The organism is Streptomyces sp. NBC_01089, assembly GCF_045162975.1.
Lineage (GTDB): Bacteria > Actinomycetota > Actinomycetes > Streptomycetales > Streptomycetaceae > Streptomyces.
The window spans coordinates 3,156,242-3,181,071 of sequence record NZ_CP108660.1 but is presented as its reverse complement, the minus strand read 5'-3'; the positions used below and the strand labels follow the sequence as shown (position 1 = coordinate 3,181,071).

General features: G+C 70.7%; 19 protein-coding genes. 15 read left to right on the top strand and 4 right to left on the bottom strand.

Features of this window, described 5'->3' with window-relative positions; genetic code table 11:
• Positions 1-27: 27 nt before the first annotated feature.
• Positions 28-2,814, bottom strand: coding sequence for a BREX system ATP-binding domain-containing protein (locus tag OG510_RS13950; protein WP_406137080.1), 2,787 nt, complete (start codon positions 2,812-2,814; stop codon positions 28-30).
• A gap of 411 nt (positions 2,815-3,225) precedes the next feature.
• Here OG510_RS13950 and OG510_RS13945 point away from each other — a divergent pair, with 411 nt between their 5' ends.
• The 9 genes from OG510_RS13945 (at position 3,226) to OG510_RS13905 (ending at position 11,684) form a co-directional block, all read left to right on the top strand.
• Positions 3,226-3,714 carry a hypothetical protein gene (locus OG510_RS13945; RefSeq protein WP_406137079.1) on the top strand — a complete coding sequence of 163 codons (489 nt, stop codon included), beginning with the start codon at positions 3,226-3,228 and terminating at the stop codon, positions 3,712-3,714.
• Positions 3,711-4,457 carry a thioesterase II family protein gene (locus OG510_RS13940; RefSeq protein WP_406137078.1) on the top strand — a complete coding sequence of 249 codons (747 nt, stop codon included), beginning with the start codon at positions 3,711-3,713 and terminating at the stop codon, positions 4,455-4,457. The genes OG510_RS13945 and OG510_RS13940 overlap by 4 nt, the downstream gene beginning before the upstream one ends.
• 86 nt (positions 4,458-4,543) lie before the next feature.
• Positions 4,544-5,446: a class I SAM-dependent methyltransferase gene (locus tag OG510_RS13935; protein WP_406137077.1), complete on the top strand. Its 903-nt coding sequence runs from the start codon at positions 4,544-4,546 to the stop codon at positions 5,444-5,446.
• Between the two features lie 407 nt (positions 5,447-5,853).
• On the top strand, positions 5,854-6,681 hold the full coding sequence (locus OG510_RS13930; protein ID WP_164258523.1) for an AfsR/SARP family transcriptional regulator: 828 nt from the start codon (positions 5,854-5,856) through the stop codon (positions 6,679-6,681).
• A gap of 42 nt (positions 6,682-6,723) precedes the next feature.
• A complete protein-coding gene (locus tag OG510_RS13925) occupies positions 6,724-7,188 on the top strand; it encodes a group II truncated hemoglobin (RefSeq protein ID WP_164258521.1) in 465 nt (154 codons plus the stop codon).
• 302 nt (positions 7,189-7,490) lie between these two features.
• Positions 7,491-8,717 carry a Cmx/CmrA family chloramphenicol efflux MFS transporter gene (locus OG510_RS13920; RefSeq protein WP_164258519.1) on the top strand — a complete coding sequence of 409 codons (1,227 nt, stop codon included), beginning with the start codon at positions 7,491-7,493 and terminating at the stop codon, positions 8,715-8,717.
• 139 nt (positions 8,718-8,856) lie between these two features.
• Positions 8,857-9,606 carry a methyltransferase gene (locus OG510_RS13915; protein WP_164258517.1) on the top strand — a complete coding sequence of 250 codons (750 nt, stop codon included), beginning with the start codon at positions 8,857-8,859 and terminating at the stop codon, positions 9,604-9,606.
• Between the two features lie 112 nt (positions 9,607-9,718).
• Positions 9,719-11,176 carry an NAD(P)/FAD-dependent oxidoreductase gene (locus OG510_RS13910; protein ID WP_406137076.1) on the top strand — a complete coding sequence of 486 codons (1,458 nt, stop codon included), beginning with the start codon at positions 9,719-9,721 and terminating at the stop codon, positions 11,174-11,176.
• Positions 11,177-11,276: 100 nt separating this feature from the next.
• Entirely contained in the window at positions 11,277-11,684 is a 408-nt protein-coding gene (locus OG510_RS13905) for a RidA family protein (protein ID WP_164258513.1), read from the top strand.
• 63 nt (positions 11,685-11,747) lie between these two features.
• Here OG510_RS13905 and OG510_RS13900 read toward each other — a convergent pair whose 3' ends face one another.
• The gene (locus OG510_RS13900) at positions 11,748-12,332 is read right to left on the bottom strand and encodes a flavoprotein (protein ID WP_239073883.1); all 585 of its coding nucleotides are present in this window, start codon (positions 12,330-12,332) and stop codon (positions 11,748-11,750) included.
• A gap of 243 nt (positions 12,333-12,575) precedes the next feature.
• On the opposite strand from OG510_RS13900, the gene OG510_RS13895 reads away from it, so the two are divergent.
• From OG510_RS13895 to OG510_RS13875, 5 genes are all read left to right on the top strand, one after another.
• The gene (locus OG510_RS13895; RefSeq protein WP_406137075.1) at positions 12,576-15,854 is read left to right on the top strand and encodes a non-ribosomal peptide synthetase; all 3,279 of its coding nucleotides are present in this window, start codon (positions 12,576-12,578) and stop codon (positions 15,852-15,854) included.
• Positions 15,851-17,500 carry a GMC family oxidoreductase gene (locus OG510_RS13890; protein WP_406137074.1) on the top strand — a complete coding sequence of 550 codons (1,650 nt, stop codon included), beginning with the start codon at positions 15,851-15,853 and terminating at the stop codon, positions 17,498-17,500. Before OG510_RS13895 ends, OG510_RS13890 begins: the two co-directional genes overlap by 4 nt.
• Positions 17,497-18,252: a thioesterase II family protein gene (locus OG510_RS13885; RefSeq protein WP_406137073.1), complete on the top strand. Its 756-nt coding sequence runs from the start codon at positions 17,497-17,499 to the stop codon at positions 18,250-18,252. The genes OG510_RS13890 and OG510_RS13885 overlap by 4 nt, the downstream gene beginning before the upstream one ends.
• A 4-nt stretch (positions 18,253-18,256) precedes the next feature.
• Positions 18,257-19,399 (top strand): acyl-CoA dehydrogenase family protein, encoded by a 1,143-nt coding sequence (locus OG510_RS13880; protein WP_406137072.1) that lies wholly within the window; start codon positions 18,257-18,259, stop codon positions 19,397-19,399.
• Between the two features lie 106 nt (positions 19,400-19,505).
• A complete protein-coding gene (locus OG510_RS13875; RefSeq protein WP_164258503.1) occupies positions 19,506-20,108 on the top strand; it encodes a helix-turn-helix domain-containing protein in 603 nt (200 codons plus the stop codon).
• A 54-nt stretch (positions 20,109-20,162) separates the two neighbouring features.
• On the opposite strand, the gene OG510_RS13870 is transcribed toward OG510_RS13875, so the two are convergent.
• On the bottom strand, positions 20,163-21,152 hold the full coding sequence (locus OG510_RS13870; protein WP_406137071.1) for an NAD(P)/FAD-dependent oxidoreductase: 990 nt from the start codon (positions 21,150-21,152) through the stop codon (positions 20,163-20,165).
• A gap of 234 nt (positions 21,153-21,386) precedes the next feature.
• Between OG510_RS13870 and OG510_RS13865 the strand changes: the two genes are divergently transcribed.
• Positions 21,387-21,833: a cupin domain-containing protein gene (locus OG510_RS13865; RefSeq protein ID WP_406137070.1), complete on the top strand. Its 447-nt coding sequence runs from the start codon at positions 21,387-21,389 to the stop codon at positions 21,831-21,833.
• A gap of 289 nt (positions 21,834-22,122) precedes the next feature.
• On the opposite strand, the gene OG510_RS13860 is transcribed toward OG510_RS13865, so the two are convergent.
• Positions 22,123-24,513 carry a DNAJC11 domain-containing protein gene (locus OG510_RS13860; RefSeq protein ID WP_406137069.1) on the bottom strand — a complete coding sequence of 797 codons (2,391 nt, stop codon included), beginning with the start codon at positions 24,511-24,513 and terminating at the stop codon, positions 22,123-22,125.
• Positions 24,514-24,830 lie beyond the last annotated feature (317 nt).

The following is a 24,830-nucleotide window of genomic DNA, read 5'->3' as shown; positions in this document are numbered from 1 at the left end:
AGGTGCGGTTGCGAAACCGGACGCACCCTAGTGGAGCAGCACCGGCATCGCCGCCGGCTCCTCCCCCGGCGGGAAGTACTTGGCCAGCTCAAGGCGCCCGCTGATCCGTAACTTCCGGTAGGAATGGGTCAGATGGGACTCGACGTTCCGCAGGCTCACCTTGAGCAGACGCGCGATGTCACGGTTGCTCATCCCGCGCGCGGCCAGCCCCGAGACCTGCCGTTCGGTCGGGGTGAGCAGCGACTCCGCGGAGTCCTTGCGCGGATCGGGCCGCCCGCCCGCGTACCGCAGCTCCCGCTGCACCGCCTCGACCAAACCGTCGGCGCCGAGCGAAATCCCCACCTCGTTGGCGCGGTGCAGCAGTTCGCGGGTGCGCCGGACCTTGCCGATCTGCCGGTGGGCCCGCCCCGCCTCGTACAGGGCATGGGCGAACAGCAGCGGCGCGGGGGCCGGTTCGAGGATCTCCAGAGCCTGGCAGGCGAGTTGTGCCGCATCGCGCCCCGAGCTCGCCGAGGCCTGCGCGACCAGGGCCCGGCCCAGGGCGAACGGGGCGCCCCAGCGCCGGGCGAGCTCGGTCTCCTGCCGGGCGGTCCGGCGGGCCGCGAGCACGTTGCGCTGTCCCAGCAGGAGAGCGGAGCGCGTGGAACGCCAGGGCAGGAGCGCCGGGTTGACGACGCCCCGGCGAGCCGCCTCCTCCTCGCAGTGGGCGATCAGGGCGAGCCCGCGCTGCGCCTGACCGAGCCGGCCCAGGGCGCGGCCGGCGCTGTCCAGGAGGTGCAGCCGCCACCAAGTGACGGGCCGGTCGCCGGGCAGCAGCGGAGCCTCGTCGAGCAGGGCGCCGGCCGCCGCGATGTCGTCCTTCTCCAGGGCCACGTCGATGAGGACGCTCCGGGCCAGCGCACCCACGTGATAGGAGGCGGCGCCGATCCTGGTGAGCAGATCGAGCGCCTGACGGGCGTCGTCGTCGGCGTCCGCGAGCGGTCCGCGGTGCAGCTGCACCAGAGCGCGTACGGCGAGGGCCTCGGCGATCCGGGTCACAGTGCCCTGGGCACGGGCCAGCCGCACCTCCGTGTCCAGGTGCCGCCGGGCCTCGTCCATGTCGCCGGCCCAGAGCAGTGCGAGCACCGCGTGGTACCAGGGCGGGGAGCCGTACGGGGCACGGGGCAGGGCCAGGAACCGGTCGGCGATCCGGCGTACCGCCTGCGCCGAGCGGCCCGCGGCGGTGCGCAGAAGCAGGACCTGCTCAAGACGGTCCTCGCCCTCGTCCCCCGGGCTGTAGGTGCCCTCGTGGAGCCGGATGTCGATGAGCCGCTCGCGCAGCCGGCCGGCCGCCGCGGCGTCCAGCACGCCGGCCTCCGCACGGATGTCCTCCAACACCTCGCGGGCGCAGGCGGATTCGTCGAGCCGAAGCAGGATCTCGGACAGCCGCAGCGCCTCGTGGAGCCGCTCGTCGGGCCCCAGGAGGCCGGCGGCGTGCACCGTGAGCGCCCGGGCGGAGGTCGGCAGGTCGAGGGCGGTGAGTGCCTGGATCCACAACCCCTCGGCGCGGGCGGCCAGTTCCTCGGGTGCGCCGTGCAGCGTGGTCTTCTCGATCAGCTGCCGGGCCCCCGCGGGGTCCCGGCCGACCATGCCCTGGGCGACATCGAGCAGCAGCCGCGCCATCCACGGCTCGTCGAGCCGGTGCGATCGCAGCAGGTGGGCGGCGACGTCCTCGCACGGCGCGCTGCGGCGCCACATGGACCGGGCGGCGAGCCGGTGGAGTTCGGCCCGCTCCGCGCACGGGATGTCCTGGTACAGCAGTCTGGCCAGGAGGGGGTGCCGGAATATCATGGCGTGCGGGCACACCAGCCCCGACTCGGTGAGCCGCGAGAGGCTGCGGCAGGCGTCCTCCGTCGGCACGCCGCACAAGTCGGCGAGGATGGCAGGGTCCAGCGGCGAGCCGAGGATGCTGGCCGCCCTGGCGACCTCCAGGCCGAATGGGTCGAGCCGCCTGAGCATGCACAGGATGCGCTCCTTGACCGCGCGCAGCTGCATCAGTTCGGCCGGTGGATCCAGCGTGCGGCCGACGAGGGCGTCCGGGGTACGCCCGGTCCCGCCGGGGAACGCGGGCACGCTCCGTATCTGCTCGGTCAGCAGATAGGGGTTGCCGCCCGTGTCGGCGATCAGCACATCCACGGACTCGTGGTCGTGGCCGCACAGTGCGGCGGCCAGGTCCAGGGCGGCGGCCGGGCTCAGGTCGTGCAGATGGATATGGCGGTCGGGCCGGATGCCTTCCTTGAACTCGACCAGCAGGTGCTGGTCGCTCACCGGCTCGCCGCGGCGCTTGGTGGCGAGCAGTACGACGGGGAGGTCGTCGAGCCGGCGGCTGAGGAAGCCCAGCCACAGCAGGGACTCCAGGTCGGCGTGCTGGACGGAGTCGACCGTGAGGAGGAGCGGGGTGCACCGCGCGGTCCGCCCCACGCCCGCGCACAGCTCTGCGAGCAGCGGGTAGTCGGGCTCGGCCGGCCCGCCGTCGGTGGCCCCCACGCTCGCCGCGAAGGTACGCGTCCATCCCTGTGCCGTCTCGGGCAGCCCGCCGAGCAGTTGGTGCACCACCCCCAAGGAGAAGGGCTGTTCGGCGGGGGACGCCGTGGCAGAGAGCACGACCATGCCCTGTTCACGGGCGATTCCTTCGGCCCAGCGCAAGAGTGAGGTCTTGCCTGTGCCGATGATTCCCTCCACCAGCGCGGCCGCGCCCTCTCCCGCTCTCGCGGACTCGAGCATCTGGATGATGATCTTGGATTCTTCGCCTCTGCCGAACAGTTCCTGGGGCACTTCCCTGAACCTCCTGCGAACCAGCGCTGCCAAGGACACGGTCTCGTGGTCAAGCCGTCGCCGCCCTGACGGAAAGGGTGTTTTGCAGACAGGTCAGAGAGAAATCGAGCCACCCATCGATCCCCCATCGATCCCCCGACCGCCGGTGAACGGCGTACACCCGCGAATGTAGCCCGCTGCTAGCACAACCCCCACTGGAATTATGCAAATGCTTCCACCTGATGGAATCGACACGTGTTCATTCGGCCACTGTTTCGGTCCCACCGTATTGATGAGCGCGGGTACCGCATGGGTACGGTCTGCACGGCATTGCGGTGGTGACCGGCGAGCCACACGGAAAGCGTTCCCCTGGAACCTGGCATATTCACCGCGACCTAATGGCGAAATCCTGATGGAAGGATCGGTGATCACGTGAGCGCCTCAAGTGAGGAGCTCTGCCCGATATGGGCCCTCCGCCCGGCCTTGCCGCCGCTGTCGGTCCCGGCCCCGCCCGAGAGCGGCCGCACCGAGCAGTTCGTGCTGTCCCTGACCAGCCTCCTGCCGCTGGTGTACGAGCAGGCCTGGCAGGCCGTGCTCGGCTCCGGCTTCCGTCTCCAGGTCGTCGACTGGCGGGCCACCCGTACAGAGGTGCAGGACGCCTGCCTCGCCGAGCGGCTGGCTCGGGAGTCCGCCGGCGGACTGCCCCTCGACCAGGGCCCGTCCACGCGCGCCACCCTCATCCGGCGCGACGACCGCACCTGGACCTTCGCCTGGCGGTACGCGAGCGAGCTGAGGAGCCGGAGGGCGGGGCTCCGCCTCGTCCACATGGCCACCGAGGCGTACGACACCCTGCTGCGCGGCGGAACTCCGAGGTGCCAACCCGGCGCCGACGACCTGCTCGTGGGGCCGGTGAGCCGATGACCGGCGACACCTCGGTGCGGCTTTTCTGTCTCCCGTTCGAGGGCGTCTCGGCCGGCGTGTACCTGCCGTGGGCCGAGGCCATCGGCCCTCTGGTGGTCGTCACCCCCGTGGAGCTGCCCGGCCGAGGCCGCCATCCGCGCACCCGCCCGTGCGGCAGCCTGGAGCCGCTGCTGGCTGAGATCATGCCGTACGTGGCCCGCATGTGTGACCGCCCGTTCGCGTTCTACGGGCACGGCTTCGGTGCTCTCCTCGCGTACGAGATGGCCGCCCGGCTCGAGTGGGAGCACGACGCGGTCGCCGAGCGGCTCTACGTGTCGGGCTCCGGACTGCCGCACCGGACCGCGCCGGAGCACGCCGTCAGCCACCTGCCGGACGCGGCGATGATCCGCAGGCTCCGTGACCGCGGCCGGATGCCCCCGGTCGGCCGGGACCCGCGGCGCGCGGACCGGGTGCTGCCCGCGCTGCGTGCGGACGTGGCTGTGATGGAGTCCTACCGCCGCGACCCGCGCCATGTCGTGCACTGCCCGGTCACCGTGATGCGCGGTCTCCAGGACCACAGCGTCACGAGGGCGGACCTGGCCGGCTGGCGCCGGTGCACCCGGCGCGCCCTGCGCATGGAGACGTTCCCGGGCGGCCACTACTTCCTGCTGACCGCCCAACGGGAGCTCCTGGACACCTGCGCACGGGACCTGATCCGCCCGGCGAGTGCGCGTCGCCTGCGGGCGGCGGCCGCCGCGTACTGAACCGAATCGCGCACCGGTTCCGGATTCGGCAACAAGAATTGCCCAGAACCCCCGGCGTCTCCATCCTGAACGCCGGAGGTGACCGTATGACATCTGCACACCGCGCCCCGGTCTTCGACGGCGAGGCCCCCGGAGAGGCCCCCGGCGCCGAGCCGGAGCAAGAGACGGAACTCCACTCCGGCTTCCTGACGGACGCGGCGCGCTGGTTGGGGAGCCTGCTCGGGCCCGCCGGCCGGGACACGGCGGCGGTCCGCCGAATCCTCGACATCGGCAGCGGGCCCGGAGTGGCTTCCTGCGTCCTGGCCCAGGTCTTCCCGCAGTCGGCCGTCGTGGCCGTGGACCGGTCGGCCACGCTCCTCGCCCGGGCCGAGGACCGCGCAGCGGAGCGCGGGCTGACCGAGCGGATCGTCACCCGACGGGCCGAACTGCCCGAAGAGTTCGGCCTGCTCGGACCGGCCGACCTGATCTGGACCGGCAACGTCTGCCGCCACTTGGGCGACCAGCAGGCGGCGCTGCGGAGCCTGGCTTCCGCTTTGCAGCCCGGCGGCATGCTCGCCGTCGCCGAACGCGGGCTGCCGCCGCGCTTCCTGCCCCGCGACATCGGCATCGGCAAACCCGGCCTCCAGGCGCGTCTGGACGCGGCCATCGAGGAGCGGTTCGCAGCCGGACGCGCCCGGCTGCCGGGCGCCACATCCGTGGTCGAGGACTGGCCGTGCCTGCTGGCGTCCGCGGGGCTTGTACCCACCGGCAGCCGCACCTTCCTGATCGACTTCCCCGCCCCCCTGGACCTGGGTGCGCGCCGGCATCTGCACACCCGCCTGCGCCTCCTGCTCGACGAACACGGTGAGCACCTCGACCTCGTCGACCGGCTGACCGTGGAGCAACTCCTGGACAGGGACGACTGCACGGGCATCCTGTGGCGCCCCGACGCCTTCTACCTCACGGCGGTCACCGTGCACACGGCCCGCCTGTGCCGGCCCCGGGCCTGACCCTTCCCGTCCGACCGTGGTGCCCGTGGCGGCGGGCATCGGAATATCTCGACGGAATCGTCGACGGCCATTCAATTCCGGTCTGCCCCCGGATCTCCCGGGGTTCACTCGTCGTCCGGCACGCCTGCGGGTGTTTCTTCGGCCTGCCCGGATTCTGTTTGTGCTCCTGAGCGCCTTCCCCCTGCATTGTCACCCCCGTAGTTCGGACGGCCTGCGGCATTCCCGCCGCAGGCCGCCCACGCATGCCCGCGTGATTGCCGGACGGCTAAGGCCACAGATTCTTCGGTCAGCCCTACGGTCCCACCGTATTGAGGGCTTCACCCCCGCACTTCTATGTTCCTTCCCAGAGCGGTCGCCCCGGCGGAACAGGGAAGCCGGACGGGTCACATGCGAGTTACGGAGGACGCGTGAAGATACGGATTCTCGGTCCGCTGGAGGCCGAGACGGACGGTGTCCCGGTCGTGCCTACGGCGGCGAAGGAGCGGCAGATCCTGACACTCCTCGCGCTCCACTCGGGACAGCTCGTCCCGGCATCGGTCCTGCGGGAGGAACTGTGGGGGCCGACGCCACCGCGCAGCTCGCACACCACCTTCCAGACATACGTCCTGCGCCTGCGCCGCGTCCTGGCCGCCGCCCTCGGCGGGCCCGACGGGCCGGCCCGGGCCCGGCAACTCCTCGCCACCGGACCGAGGGGCTATCTCCTGCGGGTCGCCGAGAAGGACGTGGACGCCTTCGCGTTCCAGCGAGCGACCCGCGACGGCCTCGCGGCTTTCGCGGACGGAGACAACGAGCTGGCGTCCCGGCTGCTCCGCCAGGCCCTGGCACTGTGGCGAGGGCCGGCGCTCGTCGACGTACGGGCCGGGAAGGCGCTGCGGATCCACGCGGCCGCCCTGGAGGAGAGCCGGCTGCTCGCCACCGAGCGGCGCATCGACGCCGAGCTGCGCCTCGGCATGCACACCGAACTCCTCGCGGAACTCATCGAACTGACGGGGAGAAACCCCTCCCACGAGCGGCTCTACGCCCAGGCCATGGTCGCGTTCTACCGCTCCGGGCGGCAGTCCGCAGCCCTCGGCCTCTACCGCAGGCTGCGCCGGCGGCTGATAGAGGACATGGGTCTGGAGCCCGCTCCGCAACTTCAGCGACTGCACCAACTGATGCTCGCGGTCGACCCCCGGCTCGTCACCGGCGCCCAGAGCGGCCCGCCGACCCCGACCTTCGACCTGTACGCGGCCTGAGCGCGCCCCACCACCACCGAGCACCACAGAAGAGGTGACACAGTGACGGACCAGACTCCCACCCTGTACGAATGGGCCGGTGGCGCCGAGGCGCTGGAAAGGCTCACGGAGGAGTTCTACCGGCGCGTCCGCAAGGACGAGCTCCTCGCTCCGCTCTTCAAGCACATGGACGACGACCACCCACAGCACGTCGCGACCTTCCTCGGCGAGGTCCTCGGCGGCCCCGAGCGCTACACCGAGGACCACGGCGGATACCCGCGCATGGTCTCCCGGCACCGCGGCCGCTCCATCACGCCCGAGCAGCGTGCGCGGTGGGTGGAGCTGATGCTGGAGGCCATGGACGTCGTGGGCATTCCCGAGGACGCGGAGTTCCGCTCGGCGTTCGTCGGCTACATCGAGTTCGGCTCGCGCCGGGCGATGGCCAACTCGCAGCCGGGCACCGGGCCTTCGGGACGTACCACCATCAAGAAGTGGGGCTGGGGTGAGGCCCTCCCCGGTGATGACTGACCCGGTGGCCGGGCCCTGGAACCGGTCCCGCCGGACGGCGCCCGCGCGTCCCGGTCTCGGCAACAAATATTGTCATTCCGCGACGCACGGTTCCAGCATGGGGACTGGCAGTGATCACCGTGATCAAACGGATCGCCGAGATGCCCGCGCCACTCGGGCGGCCGTCTCACGGGTCCGGCGGCGCCGTTCTGCGCACGCCGGCCGGGCCGGCATGCACCCGCCCTGATCCGTCCGCCCGAACCGTCCCGACAAGGAGTTCTCCCCATGTGTCCGACCACCCCCCGTACGCTCGGCGGTTGCCGATGAGCGTTCAGACCGATGCCCACGATGCGGCCGCGCGCAAGGCCCATGACCGGTTGCCGTTCGCGGTCTACCTGCTCGCGTTCAGCCTGTTCGCCATGGGCAGTGCCGAGTTCCTGCTTGCCGGGGTCCTCCCGGACATCGCCGACGACCTGCACATCTCGCTCTCCTCCGCCGGTGCGCTGATCTCCGCGTTCGCCATCGGCGTCGTCATCGGCGGCCCACCGCTCGCCGTCCTGACACTGCGCTGGCCGCGACGCACCACACTGGTGATCTCGCAGGTCGCGTTCGCCGTCTTCGTGGCGATCGGCCTGGTGACCGACAACTTCACCGTGCTGATCGTCACCCGTTTCCTGTGCGGTCTGGCCTATGCCGGGTTCTGGGCGGTCGCCGCGGTCACCGCGATCGGACTCGTCGCCCCCGAACGCACCGCACGGGCCTCCGGCGTCGTCGTCAGCGGACTCAGCATCGCCATGGTCGGCGGTGGCCCCGCCGGTGCGTTCCTCAGCCACTTCACCGGCTGGCAGGGCGGGTTCTGGGCGGTGGTCGCCCTGACCGTCCTCGGTGCGGTCTCGACGGCCACCGCCGTCCCCGCGACCAAGGCGGCGCAGGAACCCAGCGTGAGCCGCGAGTTGCGCACCATGCGGCAGCCGCAACTGTGGGTGGTGTACGTCGCGACGCTGCTGAGTACCGCCGCGTACATGATCTCGTACAACTACCTTGCGGCGCTCCTCAGGGACGTCACTGGCGTCGGCTCCGTGTGGGTGCCCCCGATCCTCGTCCTGTTCGGCGTCGGTGCGTTCTTCGGTCTGTTCATCGGCGGCCGGATCGCCGACGGGCGTCCCCACCACGCACTCCTCATCGGCGCGGGCGGCATCCTCGTCACGTCGGTGCTGCTGGCCCTTCTCGCCGACTACGCCCCCGCGGTCATCATCTTGGTACTGCTGCTGGGAATCGCCGGATTCGTGCTCAACCCGGCTGTCTACGGCCGGGTGTTCACCGTGGCGGCCGACGCGCCGACGCTCGCCGGAGCCACCGCCGTCTCCATGTTCCAGCTCGGCATCAGTCTCGTCCCCGTCCTCGCGGGTGTCGCCCTCGGTGCCGGAGCCGGACTGACCTCCATCCCCTGGATCGGCGCAGGTCTTGCCGTACTCACCGTCCCCGTCGTCCTGATCGACCGGACGCTGGCCCGCGGCCGGGCAGGGGGCCCGCAGACGAGCGAGAGCTGACCTCGCCCTTCCGATCCCGGGTCCGCGCTCGACGCAGCACCTTCCGGCGGCCGTTCCCCGCCCGCCGGCAGCAACCCATCGCCGGGAGCCCCGGAGCAGGACAGGATTTCTCCGGCGGCTCCCCTGAGTGGAGGACCCCATGGACAACAAGCTCGGTTACGAACTCGGGAACTGGGTGGTGTCGCAGATCCAGAACCCGGACCGTCCGGCCCGGACGACGTTCACGCTCCTCGACCAGGAGTGGGAACTGCTCCCCGAGGTGTTCCCGCCCTACACGGACCCGGGCCCGGAACTGTTCGCCTCCTGGGTGCCGTACGGAAAGGGCATCCGCTTCCTGGAGATGGGCTGCGGCGCGGGCCTCGCCTCGGTGCTCGCCGCCCAGCGCGGCAGTGAGCGCGTGGTCGCCCTGGACATCAACCCGGCCGCGGCGGAGAACACCCACCGCAACGCCGCCCGGCACGGGGTGTCCGACCGGGTCACGGCACTGACCAGCAATCTGTTCGACGCACTGGAGCCCGCCGAACCGTTCGACCTGGTCTTCTGGAACACCCCGTTCATCGAGGCTCCGGAGAGCCGCTCCTGCGCGGGCCGGATCGAGCGCGCGGTCTTCGACCCCGGCTACGAGATGGTGCGTCGGTTCTTCCAGGACGTGGTACCCCACCTGACCCCGGCCGGCCGGATCTACCTGGGCACCAGCGAGGCCATGGGCAACAAGAACAAGATGCTGCGGGCGGCCGCCGACGCCGGCTTCGATGGCCGCCGCTACCGCAGCGAGACCGTCGAACTGCCCGCGGCGGACTTCCCGGAATCCCCGGTGGTCGCGGCCCACACCAACGAGCGCGGAATCGTGGACATGGACTTCACGATGTACGAGTTCCTGCGTCACTGACCCCACATATCCGGCCCGGCCGGAATGCCCCGTGCCAAGTCACGAGCATCAGTTCAGACGAATGCGAATTCACAGCAGGGCGACAGGACCTGCCCCTGAGGATTGGAATGCCATGAGCGCCAACGGGAACGCGGACGGTACGGGCTTCGATGTCGTCATCGCCGGCAACGGAGTCCTAGGATTATCGCTCGCCTGGGTCCTGGCACAGCGGGGACAGCGTGTCGCCGTACTCGGCCGGCCACACCGGCCCTGGGCCGGATCAGCCGCGGCCGGAGCCATGCTCGGCTGTTTCGCCGAGGTCACCACCTCGCTGCTCGCGACCGAGCACGGCCGGGCCAAGCTCGAACTCGGCATCCAGGCGACCAAGCTGTGGCCGCAGTGGCTGGCCGGACTCGAGGCGAGCACCGAGGGCGCCCCCATCAAGACCGCCGACGGCACCACCGTCATCCTCAACACCATCGGCACGGCCGAGATCGACGACGCCAACTACAACGCCATCCGTACCGAGCTCGCCCGCTACGACGAGCCCTTCGAGGACGTCGAGCCCGCCGACCTCGACTGGGTGGACGCCGAGCCGATCTCCCGGCCGCTGAAGGCCTTCCACATACCCGGTGAGCACGCCGTCAACGCTGCCGCACTTCTGGAGCGGCTCGAACAGGCGGCTGTCCAGGCAGGCGCCACCCTCGTCCCCGAGCCCGCCACCCGCGTCGTGCACCAGGGGGAGCGGGTGACCGGAGTGGTCACCGCCTCCGGGCGGACGATCAGCGCCGACCAGGTGACGCTGGCCGCCGGCGCACGCAGCCAGGAGCTCCTGGACAGTCTGCCCATCGGCTCCCGCGTCCCCCGCCTCGTCAGCGGTTACGGCGTCTCCTCCCTGATCAGGACCGCGGACGGCACCAGCCCGGACAGCGTCGTCCGCACCCCGAACCGTTCCTTCGCCTGTGGCCTCCACGTCGTCCCACGCGGCGACGGGCACGTCTACCTCGGCGCCACCAACGTCATCTCCGTGGAACCGCGTGACACCGCCGAGATGCGCGACCTGGTCTTCCTCCTGCAGTGCGCCCACCGCCAGGTCCGCCGCAACCTCTGGAACAGCGACGTCGCCAAGATCCAGGTGGGCAACCGCCCGGTGTCCATGGACGGCTTCCCGCTGCTCGGCCACGGCGGCATGCAGGGGCTGTGGATCATGACCGGTACCTACCGCGACGGCCTGCACCTCTCCCCTCTCCTGGCCCAGGACTTCGCCGCCCGGATCCTGGGCGAGGAGCCGGAGGCCGACCTGGACCGCTTTGCCCCGCTGAGGCAGCCCCTCAAGACCGGCACCCGCGAGGAGATCGTCGACGTCCTCATCGACCACCAGATGGGCATCGGCTACGAGCAGGACTGGACGATACCCGTCGAGTGGCACCAGTGGATCGAGATGGATCTGCGCCCCGCCACGCTCGCCTGGGCGAACGAGCTGGACCCGGAGTTCACCCCGCCGGCCGAACTGCTCTTCGCGTCCCGCTTCGATCCCGAGCTGGTCAGCCTGGTGCGCAAGTACTACGCGACCTGCCGCGAGAACAGCTGACCCACGCTCTCCCTCCTCCCTCCGTGCACCACAACAACCACCCGCCGCGGGCAGGGGCAACCACCCCTGCCCGCAGGGCACTTCGAGAAAGGACAGTGCAATGGCAGTCGAGGCCCTCGACCCCCCCGACCTCCCCAAGCCCTACGGATGGCGGCAGCTGGCCGTCGGTACCGGTAACCGAGTGGTCTTCCTGAGCGGCCAGACACCGCGCACCGCCGACGGTGAGCCGGTGGGCATGGGCGACCTCGCGGCCCAGACCGAGCAGGTCTACCTCAACGTCGCGACCGGCCTCAAGGCGGCCGGCGCCACCTTCGACGACGTGCTGCGCCTGACGATCTACGTCGTGGACTGGTCACTCGACAAGTGGGAGGCCATCACTGCGGGCGCCGAGCGTGCGGCGGCCAAGCTGGGCGCGGACGTCATCCGGCCCACCACTCTGGTCGGGGTCGCCACTCTCGCCGAGCCCGACTTCCTCATCGAGATCGAGGCGACCGCCATCGCCGCCTGAGCCGACCCCGCACAGGTGAGGCCCCGCCGGACCGGCGGGGCCTCACCTGTGCGGAGGGCGGGGTCAGCGCGCTTTGGCGAGAAGGTCCTCCACCACCGCGGCCACCGTCTCGGGCGAGGGCAGCGCGGGATGACGGCTTACGGTGCCCGTGGTCGGGTCGAAACCGTTGTGCCACTCCGGCTCGTTGACGATCCCGCCGTCCTCGCGGATCTGCGCGATGTTCCGCCCGACGGCCGGCTTGTGCCACATCGTGGCGCCCATCACCGGGAAGTAGACGACGGGGTAGTCGACCGACAACGCCACCGTCATCAGCCGATTGGGCGCGGCCCCGCCCGCCGCGGTGGCGAGCGTGTGCGCGGTAGCGGGCAGGACCGCGAGAATGTCGTGGTCGCCGGCGATCCGGGACGGCTTGTCGGTCGGCCAGTCCGCCGGGGACTCCCCGTACACCACTCGCTCGGCGAACAGCGCGACGCTCTCGGGCGAAATGAACGACCCCGCGGTGCGGGTGAGCAGGACCGTGAACGTGCTGCCCTCGATCTGGCGGCGCATCGCCTCGATATATGACGGAAGTCCGGTCACCGCAATAGATCCTGTTGCCCCGACGAGTATGCGTTTCCCGGCCGATCCCGGGGATTTCAGAATGTCCATGCACCGATGATGTCGCCGGGCTCCCGTCGTGGGTCAATGGTGAAGTCCGTTCTGTGGCCGGGGAGTCCGGCGCGGGTCAAGCGATAGTCGAGCGCCGGTGAAATCCTACGGTCACCCTTACGGTCGGACCGTATTGAAGACGTTTACGCCCCCCTCCTAACCTCCATTTTCGTATAGGAATTCGAAAGCCCACCTGGGCATCCGACAGCCTGGGCATCCGACAAAAAAAGGGGGCGGACCTCGATGGAGGATCTTTTCGCGGAGCTGCGCTGCGGGGCCGAACACACCCGCCCGGACGACGCCCGGCTGCCCGGCCTCAAGCCACAGCCGGAGCGCCGTCACGAGCCGTTCCCGCTCACCGACATCCAGCAGGCCTACTTGATCGGCCGCCACAAGGGCCTGGAACTCGGCGGCATCTCCAGCCAGTACTACCTGGAGTTCGACTGTCCCGGTCTCGACGTGGACCGTCTGGCCGAGGCCCTGCGGAAGGTCATCGACCGGCACGACGCCTTGCGCACGGTGGCCGGCCAGGACCAGACGCAGCGGGTTCTCGCCGCGGACGAGGTGGAGCCTTACGTCATACGCAGCACCGATCTGCGGAGCCGTGGCGCTGAGGAACAGATCGCCGAAGTCGAGAGGATACGCGCCGAGTTGACGGAGCAGGTGCTTCCGGTGGACCGGGCGCCGCTGTTCGACGTCCGTGCCTCACTGCTCGACAACGACCGGGTCCGGCTCCACATGGCCGTGGATCTGCTCTTCGTCGACATGCGGGGCCTGCGCAGGCTCCTCGACGAGTGGCGCCTCTTCTACGACGAGCCCGGCCGGCACCCGGAGCCGCTGGAGCTGTCGTTCCGCGACTATGTGCTCGCGCAGGAGGAACTGCGCGGCGCCGCCCTGGGCCAGGAGGACGCCGCGTACTGGGCGGACCGCCTCGACACCTTGCCGCCCGCGCCGGAGCTGCCGCTCGCCGTGGCGCCCGAGCAGCTCGGCACCCCCCGCTTCGTACGGCACCGTGCGGTGCTGGCGCCGCAACGTTGGGAGGCACTGCGTGCGGCGGCCGCCCGGCACGGGCTCACCCCGTCGGGTGTGCTGCTCGCGGCCTACGCGGAGGTGGTGCGGACCTGGTCGCGGCGGCAGGAGTTCACCCTGACCGTCACCCAGTTCCACCGGCTCGGGCTGCACCCGCAGCTCGATGCCGTCATGGGCGACTTCCTGACCCCGAGCCTGCTCGCCGTCGGCGGCCGGGCCGAGGAGACCTTCGAGCAGCGTGCGCGGGGCGTTCAGGCCCAGGCCCTGGAGGACTTGGCGCACTCCACGCGCGGCGGAATCCGGGTCCTGCGCGACCTGGCCCGCCGCAGGGACGACAGCCGGGCCTCGATGCCCGTGGTCTTCTCCAGCATGCTCGGCGCCGGCGACGGCAAGACGGACGCGGGGCGCCTTGAGGCCTTCGGCGAGTTGGTCCACGACCACAGCCGAACTCCCCAGGTCTGGCTGGAGAATCAGATCCTCGAGCTGGACGAACGGCTCTCCATCAACTGGAACGCGGTCGCCGGCCTGTTCCCCGAGAACACCGTCGAGGCCATGTTCGATGCGTATGTGACCCTGCTCGACCGTCTGGTCGACGACGCTTCCGTGTGGGACGCCACCCGCGGGATCGTGCCGCTGCCGGACACACAGACCGAGGAGCGGGTGCGAGCCAACGCCACGGCCGAGGACATCCCGCCGGCGCTGCTGCACGAGCTGGTCTCCGAGGCGGCCGTGCGCCGCCCCGACGCCATCGCGGTCGTGACGCCCGGCGCAGAGACCACGTACCGCGGGCTCACCGAGGACGCGCACCGGATAGCGCACCGGCTCCTGGACGGCCCGGGCGCCGAGCCGAACGAGATCGTCGCCGTGTCGATGCGGCCGGGTGCCGCCCAGTTCTCGGCGCTGCTCGGCGTGCTGCACGCCGGCGCCGCGTACGTGGCCATCGACCCGGAACTGCCTGAGGAGCGCCGCCTGAAACTGCTGGCCCGATGTTCCGTGCGGGCCGTCATCACCGATCCCGACCTGCGGGACACACTGGCCTGGCCGGAGGGCGCGACGGTCCTGACTCCACAGGACCGGGCCACCCTGAAGTGCCCCACCGAGCGCCCCGAGCGCCGCCAGGGCCACGACGACCTGGCCTACGTCATCTTCACCTCGGGCTCCACCGGTGAGCCCAAGGGTGTGATGATCACCCACCGCAGCGCCGCCAACACGGTGCAGGACATCAACCGGCGCTTCGGTATCGGTGCGGACGACCGGACGATGGCGCTCGCCCCGACCGGCTTCGACCTGTCGGTGTACGACCTCTTCGGCGTCCTCGGCGCGGGTGGTGCCGTCGTCGTGCCCGACCCGGCGCGCGGCAACGACATCGCCCACTGGTCGCAGCTCATCAGCCGCTACGGCGTCACCATCTGGAACAGTGTGCCCGCGCCGATGCGCATGTGGATCGACTCGCTCGGTGACGGGGGAGTCCCGCGCGGCTGCCGACTGCGGCTCGCCCTGCTGAGCGGCGACTGGATCCCGGTCGACCTGCCGAACCGGATACGGGAGGCGATCCCCGCGATGCGGGTGATCAGCCTCGGCGGCGCCACCGAGGGCTCGATCTGGTCGATCCACCACCCGATCGAGGCCGTCCGGCCCGAATGGGCGAGCATCCCGTACGGCAAGCCGCTGGCCAACCAGACCATGCACGTTTTCAACCAGTGGCTGGAGCCATCCCCTGTCGGAGTCACCGGCGAGATCCACATCGGCGGCGTCGGCGTGGCCCTCGGATATCTCGGCGACCCCGAGCGCACCGCCGAACGCTTCCTGGTCCACCCGGTCACCGGGGAGCGCCTCTACCGCACCGGCGACCTCGGACGCTACCTGGACGGCGGCGATATCGAGATCCTGGGCCGCGAGGACTTTCAGGTGAAGATCAACGGCTACCGGGTCGAGCTGGGCGAGATCGAGGCCGCTTTGCTGCGCCGGCCCGAGGTGCGCAGCACGCTCGTCACCGCGCCCGCACACGCCCGTACCGGGCAGCGGCAGATAGCCGCGTACGTGGTGCCCGAGCCCGGGAAGGACCCGGACCCGGCCGTGCTGCGTGAGGCGCTGACGGCTCTGCTGCCCGGCTACATGGTGCCCAGCCGTTTCCTGACCCTGGACGCCCTGCCCCTGACGACGAACGGCAAGATCGACCACAAGGCGCTGCCGGCGCCGTGGAACGACGATCCCGAAGGCGCCTCCGCGCGGGTGGCGCCGCGCAGCCGGGTCGAGGAGCGGCTCTTCGAGCTCTGGACCCAGCAGCTCGGCCACGGCGACTTCGGTGTGGAGGAGGGCTTCTTCGACATCGGCGGCGACTCCCTGCACGCCGTCGGCCTGCTCGCGCTGCTGCGCACCGAGTTCGGCATCGAGGCCGACATGGAGCAGGAGATGGTCGAGGGGCTGTTCATGAACGCGTCGATCGCGTCCTTCACCGAACTGATCACAACCGTCCAGGGGTCCGCAACGTGACCGCCCACCGCGATCCCGCCGCGGGGGTACGCGAGTGGGAGTACGTGATTGTCGGAGCCGGCTCCGCGGGAGCCGTGACCGCCGCCCGGCTTGCCGCGCGGGACTCCGGGAACGTCCTGCTCATCGAGGCCGGTGGGGACCAGCCCCGGCCCCGCCCCCGGGCCCACCCGCTGGCCGACGCCGGACGTCTCGTCCTGGCCGGCCACAACTGGGACTACCGGGCCAACCTGCGTACCAGCAACCGCTTGGAGGAGCTGATCCAGGGCAGCACCGGGGCACCGGGGGCCGCGCCGGCCACCGGCGGCCGGGCGGCAGCCCGTGCCCTCTGGGAACGCTTCCCCTACCAGCTCGGCAAGGTCGTCGGCGGCGGCTCCGCCGTCAACGGCGCCATAGCCCTGCGAGGGCTGCCCCGCGACTTCGCCGCCTGGGCGGCCGCCGGCAACCCGGACTGGTCGTGGGAGCGTGTGCTGCCCTTCTACAAGGACATCGAGAACGACGCCGACTTCCCCGGACGGCTGCACGGCGACAGCGGACCGCTGCCGATCCGGCGCACCCCTCGCGATCAGGTGCACCCGTTGGACGCGGCGTTCTGGGAGGAGTGCAACCGGCAGGGCGTCACCGACCTCATGGACCTCAATGCCGGTGGCGAGGGCGGCGTCGGCCCGATCCCCGGCAACGCCGTGGACGGCGAACGCATCGATGCCTCCACCGCCTTCCTCGCCGGCGTCCGAGACCTGCCCAACCTCCATCTGCGCACCGGCCTCCGGGTCACCCGGGTGCTGTTCGAGAAGAACCGGGCGGTCGGTGTGGAGGCCGAACTCGACGGCACGCTCGCCACGTTCCGGGCGCGACACGTTGTGCTCAGCTCGGGGGCCGTCGGCACCCCCGCGATCCTGCAGCGCTCGGGCGTGGGCGGCGCCGGACTGCTCAGGGCCCTCGGTATCGCGCCCGTGGCGGACCTGCCCGGGGTGGGCCGCGGCCTGGTGGACCACCCCTCGGTCGTCATCTGGTCCAGGCCGGCCGACGGGGTGTGCACGCCGGGGCTGCCCTGGCGACAGGTCGCGGCCAGGGTGAGCAGCGGCTTCGACGACGACGTGGACATCCAGATGGGGTTGCTCAACAACGTGGAGAGCCACACCATCCCCGGCTTCGTCGACCGGCTCGGCTGGCCTCTGGTCGTCGGCATGTCGGTGATGCTGATGCGCCCGCGTTCCCGAGGCCGGGTCTTCCTCGACAGCGCCGACCCGTACGCGGCGCCCGTCATCGAACTGGGCATCGCCACCGACCCCGAGGACGTGGAACGGCTGTGCTGCGGCGTGCGCCGGGCCTGGAGCTTCCTGCGGTCCCCGGGCCTGTCGGGCCGGCTGACCAGGACACAGTTCTGGAGCGACCGGATGGTCGCCAACGACGGCGTGGTGCGCAGCGGTGTCCGCCATATAGCGAACCCCGGCTGGCACGCGGCCGGTTCATGCCGGATGGGGCCGGAGACCGACCCATGGGCGGTCTCCGACCAGGAGGGCCGGGTGTACGGCACCGAGAACCTGCGGATCGCCGATGCCTCGCTCTTCCCTGCCCTCCCCAGCGCGCCCACCAATCTGACCACCCTGATGCTGGCCGAGAAGCTGGCCCGGAGCACGAAGGAGTGACCGTGCGACCCGTATCAAGGCCTCCGGTACGGCTCTACTGCTTTCCCCACGCGGGGGCGACCTCGCTGGTCTACCGGGGCTGGCAGCCGCTCGGCGAGCCGCACCTGTTGGTCCGGGGTGTGGACGCCCCGGGCCGCGGGACCCGCCGTCAGGAGCGGAAGGCCGCCGGCTTCCACGCCCTCGTGCGCTGTATGGCCGAGCAGGTGGTGGCCGATCTGCTGACCGAGCGGGAGCGGACGCCAGGTCTGCGCTGGGCGACTTTCGGGCACAGCTTCGGCGCGACCATGAGCCTCGCGGTGGCCGCGGAGGCGGCCCGGCAGGCCGGCGTCGCGCCGGAGAGGGCCGTACTGTCCGGGGCGGTCCCGCCCGGACTCCAGCGGCCCGGGGCGCTGCTCGACTCCGTACCCGACGAGGAACTGCTCGCCAGGACCGCCGCCGACGGAGGGACCCCGTCCGCCGTACTCGCCGACCCGACGATGGGCCGCATCCTGCTGGGGATGCTCCGGGAGGACGACGCCGTCCGGGCCGAGTTCGCCCAGGAGGCGCGCGGGCTGCGGGTGGACTTCCCGCTCACCCTGATCGCCGCCCGGGAGGACGTCCACGCTCCGCCGGAGAAGGTCTGGCAGTGGACCGCGCACAGCACGGTCCCCGCCCGCCGGGTCGGGATCGACGGCGGCCACTTCGCTGCCGTCCGGCGTCCCGAGGACACCCTGGCCACCATCGTCGACGACACCGACCCCGGAGAGGGGTGACTGCATGGCACGCAGCAGGTATGAGGCCGAGCACGAGCAGTTCCGGGTCACCTGCCGGGAGTTCCTCCACCGTGAGGTACTTCCGCACCACGCCCGGTGGGAGCGGGACGGCATCGTCGACCGCGAGGTGTGGCGCAAGGCCGGGCAGGCGGGGCTCCTCGGCATCGGAGTGGACCCGGCGTACGGCGGGGGCGGCGAGCCTGACTACCGTTTCCCGGTGGTCTTCTCGCAGGAGATCATGTGGGCCCGGGCGACGGCGCCCGGCTTCGTGGCCCACAACGACGTGATCGCCACCTATCTGACCGGGCAGACCACCGAGGAGCAGCGCAAGCGGTGGCTGCCCGGGCTCTGTTCGGGCGAGCTCATCGCGGCGATCGCGATGAGCGAGCCCGACGCCGGTTCCCACGTCGCCGACATCCGCACCACGGCGGTCCGCGACGGCGATTCCTACGTCCTCAATGGCCAGAAGACGTTCATCACCAACGGCGAGAACGCCGATGTCGTCGTGGTCGCCGCCAAGACCGCCCCCGAGCGCGGCGCCCAGGGCATCAGCCTGCTGGTGGTGGAACGTGGCACAGCCGGCTTCACCCGTGGGCGGCGCATGGAGAAGCTGGGCTGGCACGCCAGCGACACCTGCGAGCTGTTCTTCGACGACTGCCGGGTGCCTGACGACAACCTGATCGGTAAGGAGAACGCCGGTCTCGCCTACATGATGGCCGGACTGCCCCGGGAGCGGCTGAGCATCGCCACCGTGGCCGTGAGCGCGGTCGAGCGGATGCTGGCGGACACCCTGGAATACGCCAAGAGCCGCGAGATCTTCGGCCATACCGTCGGAAGCTTCCAGCACAACCGCTTCCAACTCGCCACCATGGAGACCGAGCTGACGATCGCCCAGGTCTTCCTCGACCACTGCGTCGCCGGGCTCAACGCCGGGCAGCTCTCGGTGACGGACGCGGCCAAAGTGAAATGGTGGACGACGGAACTTCAGGTCGACATCGCGAGCCGTTGTCTCCAGATCCACGGCGGCTACGGCTATCTGAAGGAGAGCGCGATCTCCCGGGAGTGGGCCAACAGCCGGGTGCAGACGATCTACGGCGGGACGACAGAGGTGATGAAGGAGCTGATCGGGAGGTCCCTCGGCCTCTGAATCCCCCGCGCCCCGCCGCGGTCATCCGCACCGGAGGCGGGGTGCGTGTACCACCAAAACAGCATTTACAGTTGCCATTTTGGGAACGCGTCGGTCTAATGGCGGCATGGAGCAGTCACCGACGATCACCCGGGCCCTGTCCGCTGTCGGTCCCCGGCTCAAGCGGGTGCGCACTACCCGGGGTGTCACCCTCGCCGCGCTTTCGGAGGCCACCGGCATCTCCAAGAGCACGTTGTCGCGTCTCGAAGCGGGACAGCGTCGCCCCAGCCTCGAACTGCTGTTGCCCATCGCCCAGGCCCACCAGGTCCCCCTCGACGAACTGGTCGGCGCCCCGGAGGTGGGCGATCCGCGCGTCCGGGTCAAGCCCCACACGGTGAACGGCAACACGGTGCTGCCGCTGACGCGTCAGCCCGGCCCGCTGCAGAGCTACAAGATGGTCCTGCCGGCGAGCCGTGACACCCCGGAGCTGTGCACCCACGAGGGGTACGAGTGGCTGTACGTGCTCTCCGGGCGGCTGCGGCTCATCCTGGCCGACCACGACCTGGTCCTCGGCCCCGGTGAGGTGGCCGAGTTCGAGACCCGGCTGCCGCACTGGTTCGGCAGCACGGGGAAGGGGCCGGTGGAGGTCCTCAGCGTCTTCGGCCGCCAGGGCGAGCGGATGCACGTACGCGCCCGCCCGACAGGACGAACGCCCGCCTCCGGAACATGATCCGGAGGCGGGCGTTCGGGGCCGGAGGCGACGCCATGGCCGTCGCGCGTCCGCTCAGCACATGGGGACGGATGCCCCGGAGCGGCCTGCGGCGGCGCGGTGCGCCGCCAGATCACGCTCGATCTCCTCGTCCACCAGGTCGTGGTTGAGGGCGAAGGCGGCCGCGGCGCCCATGCCGGCGGCGGTGACGGCCTGGGCGCGCGAGTCCGTCACGTTGCCGACGGCCCACAGGCCCGGGCGGCTGGTGCGGCCCGACCGGTCGGTGACCAGCCAGCCCTGTTCGTCCTTCTCGCAGCCGAGACCGTCGAAGGCCCCGTCGTTCGGCGTCATCGCCGGGAAGAGGAAGACTCCGGCGCATTCCACCGTCCGCCCGTCGGCGAGTTCCACCGTGTGCAGCCGGCCGTCCTTGCTCAGCAGGGTGGACACCGGCCCCTCCACCACCTCGACCCCGCGTGCGTCCATGCGTTCGCGCTCCTCGTCGGTGAGCGGGCGGCTGTGCGGGGCGTACACGATGTGCGGCGACCACTGGCGCAGCAGCAGGGCCTGCCCGGGCGAGGCCGGGTGCACACCGAGTACGACGATGGGCCGGTCGCGGACTTCGTAGCCGTGGCAGTAGGGGCAGAAGTGCACGTCCTCGCCCCACATCGCCCGCACCCCCGGGATCTCGGGCAGCTCGTCGCGCAGGCCCGTGGCGAGCACGACGTGCCGGGCGTCCAGGGTCGCGCCGCCCTCCAGGCGGACCACGTACCCTCCGGCCTCCGCGGCCTCGACCTGGTCCGCCCGGCCATCGATGCGGACGACGCCGTAGCGCGAGATCTCCGCACGGCCGGCTTCGAGCACGGTGAGCGGGGGGACGCCGTCACGTGAGAGGAAACTGTGCATGTGGGCAGAGGGGGCGTTGCGGGGCTCCCCGGAGTCGACGACGGCCACGGTGCGACGGGCCCTGGCGAGCACGAGCGCGGCGTTGAGCCCTCCGGCCCCGCCGCCTATCACGATGACGTCGTACGAGGGTTGGTTACTGGTGTCGATATTGGCGCCAGTCATGGCGATCACCTCCTCCGGAAGAGTGCGGTGCGCGGCTGAACCGGGCAATCTTTGTTGCCGTTTCCGGGACCGGATCCCCGGGGGCTGATCATCAGAAGCACCTTGTCGTGGCCGAGTGTCCTGGAGCTGCCCGAGGCATGCTGTTTGCTGTAATGGCAACAGGGGTTGTCGGACCAGGTAGGGGCGTCGCAGCCTGAGTCCGGCCGAAGTCATCGATAACCGGGAGGCTGCACAGTGACTACCCAGGAAGGCGCCGGAGCCGCGCCGGGAGCTGGTGGCAACGCACGCGCGCTGAACAACCGCGTCCACCATGTTCGATCCGGCGAGTTGGACGGCCACGCCGCCATCAGCGGCGGCACGGTCCATTCGAAGAAGCTCTGGATGGGTCTGGTGGAGAACCCGCCCTTGAGCGCGACGGACAACCACCATCACGGTGAATCCGAGGCAGGGATCTACGTGGTCAGCGGCCACCCCGTGTTCGTCTACCACGACGGCACGGAGGAGGTGCGGCTCGCCGCCGGTCCCGGTGACTTCTTCCTCGTCCCGCCGTTCGTCCCGCACCGGGAGGAGAACCCGGACCCGGACGAGCCGGCGGTCGTCGTGATCGCCCGGACCACGCAAGAGCCGATCAAGGTCTCCGTGCCTGAGCTGTACCACCTCGAAGAGACAGCCGCACCGTAGAGGGACGCTGCCGAGGCAGCAGAAGACGGGAGGACGACCAGGGCCGGCGCCCTTGGCCCTGACGAGTCATAAGGCTCCTGAGCAGGCGCTTGGTGGCCCGGGCCGAGTTCTGGCTTCCCGCCCGGGCCGGCCTCTGTCCAGGTGTTCCCGGCGGCTGTTGGTCACGCGTCGGCCGTGCATCCCGGAGGCCGGTGTGGCCGTGCGGGCTGTTCGGCTGGAGACCCGTATGCCGCCGGTGGGCATCAGCTGCGGAACCTGCCGTCCCGCACGCGGCGCTCGACTTCCGCGCTCACTGGGCCGGCTCCAGCCCTTCGAAGCGCACCGTCCAGCGCCGGTCCGCCGGAAAGCCCGGCGCGTGCCGGTCGGGTGCGCCGTCCCAGCCCGCTGCCATGAACGCGATGGCGTACAGCAGCGCGCCGTTGCTCGGGAAGTACGGGAACGGCCCGCCGGTTGCCAGACCTGCGTCGTCGAACTGGAAACCGGCGGCTGGGTGCAGCAGGAAGTCCACGGCGTCGTCGGGGCGTCCGAGTCGCGCCGCGCACATGGCGAGCATCGGGAAGTCCCATCCCCAGGTCCGGTCGAACTGCCAGCCGGTGAAGACCTTCTCGGCGGTGCGGGCCATCGTCGGGACGTCGACGCCGTCGCCCGGCAGCCAGCCGTACGGTCCGATCAGGGCCGGGTGCTCGTAGTTCCACTGTGTCCACATGTCCTGGACGCCTTCGTGCAGAACATACGTACCGTCCTGCACCGGCAGCGGCGCGAGCCCGTCGTGGACACGCTGCCACCTCGGATCGCGGCCCAGGCCGAGCCGTTCACGCCACTGCTGCGCGACCCGCAGGCCGAAGCGCCAGTAGGCGAGCTCGAACGCCGGGTTCCGTGTGGTCTTCGGGTCGGTGTTCTCCGAGACGATGTACAGGGGCGGGCCGAGGATGTAGCGGCGCGCGTCTTCGTCCCAGAAGGCCCAGGAGGAGAGGAAGTCGGCGGTGTCGAAGACGATGTCGCGCCACTTGCGCAACGTGCTCTCGTGGGGATGCGCCCGGTAGTCCATCTCGGCGAGGAAGACCGGGTGCGGCTGCTGCCACACCAGCAGGGCGTGGATGGCGTGCGGTGACTCGCGCCCGTCGGCCGTCGTGCACTTCGGCCAGCGCGCTCCGCGGAAGCCCTGGGACTCCGCGCGTTCGCGCGCCGACCGGTGGAAGCGTTCATAGACGCCCAGGCTGCGGTCGAGCATCGGCCAACGGTTCCACAGTGCCCAGTGCGCACCGTGCCACCAGTACATCTCCATGTGGAACTTGCCGTTCCAGCCGTTGTTGACGAGCCCGGATTCCTGCGGCGGCAGCGAGCCGGCCTCGTTCGCGCGCAGCAGGTACTGGGAGAGCACCACACGCCGCTCCAGTTCCGTCCAGCGCGGATCGGTGCTCGCGGAGAGGTCGATCGCTCCGCCGGAGAGCCAGTACTGCCGCCAGGCCCGTGTGCTCGCCGCGAAGGTCGCGCTCGACGTCGGCGCCGACCCGGACGGCTGGGGCGCGAACGTACAGGTGAACCGCAGCCGGTCGGCTCGGCGGCCGCCGGCGAGACGGTAGCGGTGCCGGTCGGCCGCTGTTCCTATCGAGAGGTTCTGGTCGTCGGGGACGACGATGTCGTGGTCCTGGCCCGCGTACGTGTAGCCGAGCTCCAGGCGCTTGGCCAGGCCGGGCGCCGGGTCGCCGAGGGTCGAGTGGTTGACGAGGAGGATCAGCGAATTGTCCGCGACCAGGTGCGCGAGCTTGCCGGTGACGTCGGCCCAGTGACCGTCGGTTCCGTACCGCGCGGTGCGGATGACGAGTTTTCCGGCGGCAGGGCCCGGGCCGGTGAACACCCCGTGGCCTTCCCAGGCGAGCGAGGCGTGGTACTCGGTGGAGTCCAGGCGGTGCGTGATGTCGGCGTGGTTGTGCCCGTGTGCCGTGGTCGTCGTCTCGTGGGCGTCGGGGGCGGCGTAGGTGCCGACATACGCGGCGAACTCCTGCTGATCGGCGTAGGGGAAGTCGAGGAAGACCGCCAGCCGCTCGGCAGCGACGAGCGGCGAGTCGATTTCCACGGCGACCGTGTCGTGATCGGGGTGGCAGCAGGTGCGGACGTGCACTGATTCACCGGCGATCTCGAACCGGCTGTCGACGACGCCGGTCCACAGGTCGAGTTCCTGGTGGATTCCCGCGATGTCGTCGGCGACGGCCGCACGGCCGCCGGGCATGGTCAGCTCAAGACCGATACGCCCGAGGTTGATGCGGGCCGGGTTGGCGTAGAGCCAGGACGACAGGTCGGGCTGGTCCGGATTCGGGATGGGGTACTCGACCGGGCGGCCGTGCGTGTCCCAGGTCTGGCCGCGGAAGTCCGACGGCTTCTGGCCCGGCGGCAGCGGGAAACTGTGCCATCCCCAGTCGGACATGGTGTTGAAGGGGACGAACGTCTGCAGTCCGGTGACATCGACACCGAAGGCGAACCCGCCGTTGCCGACCTGCAGCGGGCTCTGGGTGTCGAGTTTCCGGCGCACGACTCGATGGCGGGCCACGACGGCTTGCCGGTCGATCGGACGCACCGGGTGGGCACCGGCCGGTGTCCGGGCCGCGGCGGCGGGCTGCGAGGTGACGCCCACCACCGCCGCGGCCGCCGAGCCGGACAGGAACGTTCTACGCGTGACCATACGTGCTTCCTGACCTGAGAGTTGGCGTGGCCACCCGTCTCGGCCCATGGGGGCGGGCGAGGTACCGGCGGTTGTCTCTGCGCTCATCACGGGGCCTGATGCGACATCGAGGGACGGGCGGAGTGTCCGGTCCGCGCCTCACGCGCCTGGCAAGGGACTGGCCGGCCAGTCGGCCGATCAGTGCTCGTCATGCTCCTTCACCGGCATCGAACGCTGGACAGCCCAAGGAGACGACGATGCCGTTTGATTCGTTTGATTCGTTTCAAACTGGCGACAGGTTAAGCCAGTTGTCCCGGTTCGGGCAACGCACAGGAAGC

Excerpts from the sequence above, each read along its gene's own strand:
- OG510_RS13870 (WP_406137071.1), bottom strand. The coding sequence starts at position 21,152 with ATGACTGGCGCCAATATCGACACCAGTAACCAACCCTCGTACGACGTC.
- OG510_RS13895 (WP_406137075.1), top strand. The coding sequence starts at position 12,576 with ATGGAGGATCTTTTCGCGGAGCTGCGCTGCGGGGCCGAACACACCCGC.
- OG510_RS13920 (WP_164258519.1), top strand. The coding sequence starts at position 7,491 with ATGAGCGTTCAGACCGATGCCCACGATGCGGCCGCGCGCAAGGCCCAT.
- OG510_RS13875 (WP_164258503.1), top strand. The coding sequence starts at position 19,506 with ATGGAGCAGTCACCGACGATCACCCGGGCCCTGTCCGCTGTCGGTCCC.
- OG510_RS13880 (WP_406137072.1), top strand. The coding sequence starts at position 18,257 with ATGGCACGCAGCAGGTATGAGGCCGAGCACGAGCAGTTCCGGGTCACC.
- OG510_RS13940 (WP_406137078.1), top strand. The coding sequence starts at position 3,711 with ATGACCGGCGACACCTCGGTGCGGCTTTTCTGTCTCCCGTTCGAGGGC.
- OG510_RS13860 (WP_406137069.1), bottom strand. The coding sequence starts at position 24,513 with ATGGTCACGCGTAGAACGTTCCTGTCCGGCTCGGCGGCCGCGGCGGTG.
- OG510_RS13910 (WP_406137076.1), top strand. The coding sequence starts at position 9,719 with ATGAGCGCCAACGGGAACGCGGACGGTACGGGCTTCGATGTCGTCATC.
- OG510_RS13900 (WP_239073883.1), bottom strand. The coding sequence starts at position 12,332 with ATGGACATTCTGAAATCCCCGGGATCGGCCGGGAAACGCATACTCGTC.
- OG510_RS13935 (WP_406137077.1), top strand. The coding sequence starts at position 4,544 with ATGACATCTGCACACCGCGCCCCGGTCTTCGACGGCGAGGCCCCCGGA.
- OG510_RS13915 (WP_164258517.1), top strand. The coding sequence starts at position 8,857 with ATGGACAACAAGCTCGGTTACGAACTCGGGAACTGGGTGGTGTCGCAG.
- OG510_RS13905 (WP_164258513.1), top strand. The coding sequence starts at position 11,277 with ATGGCAGTCGAGGCCCTCGACCCCCCCGACCTCCCCAAGCCCTACGGA.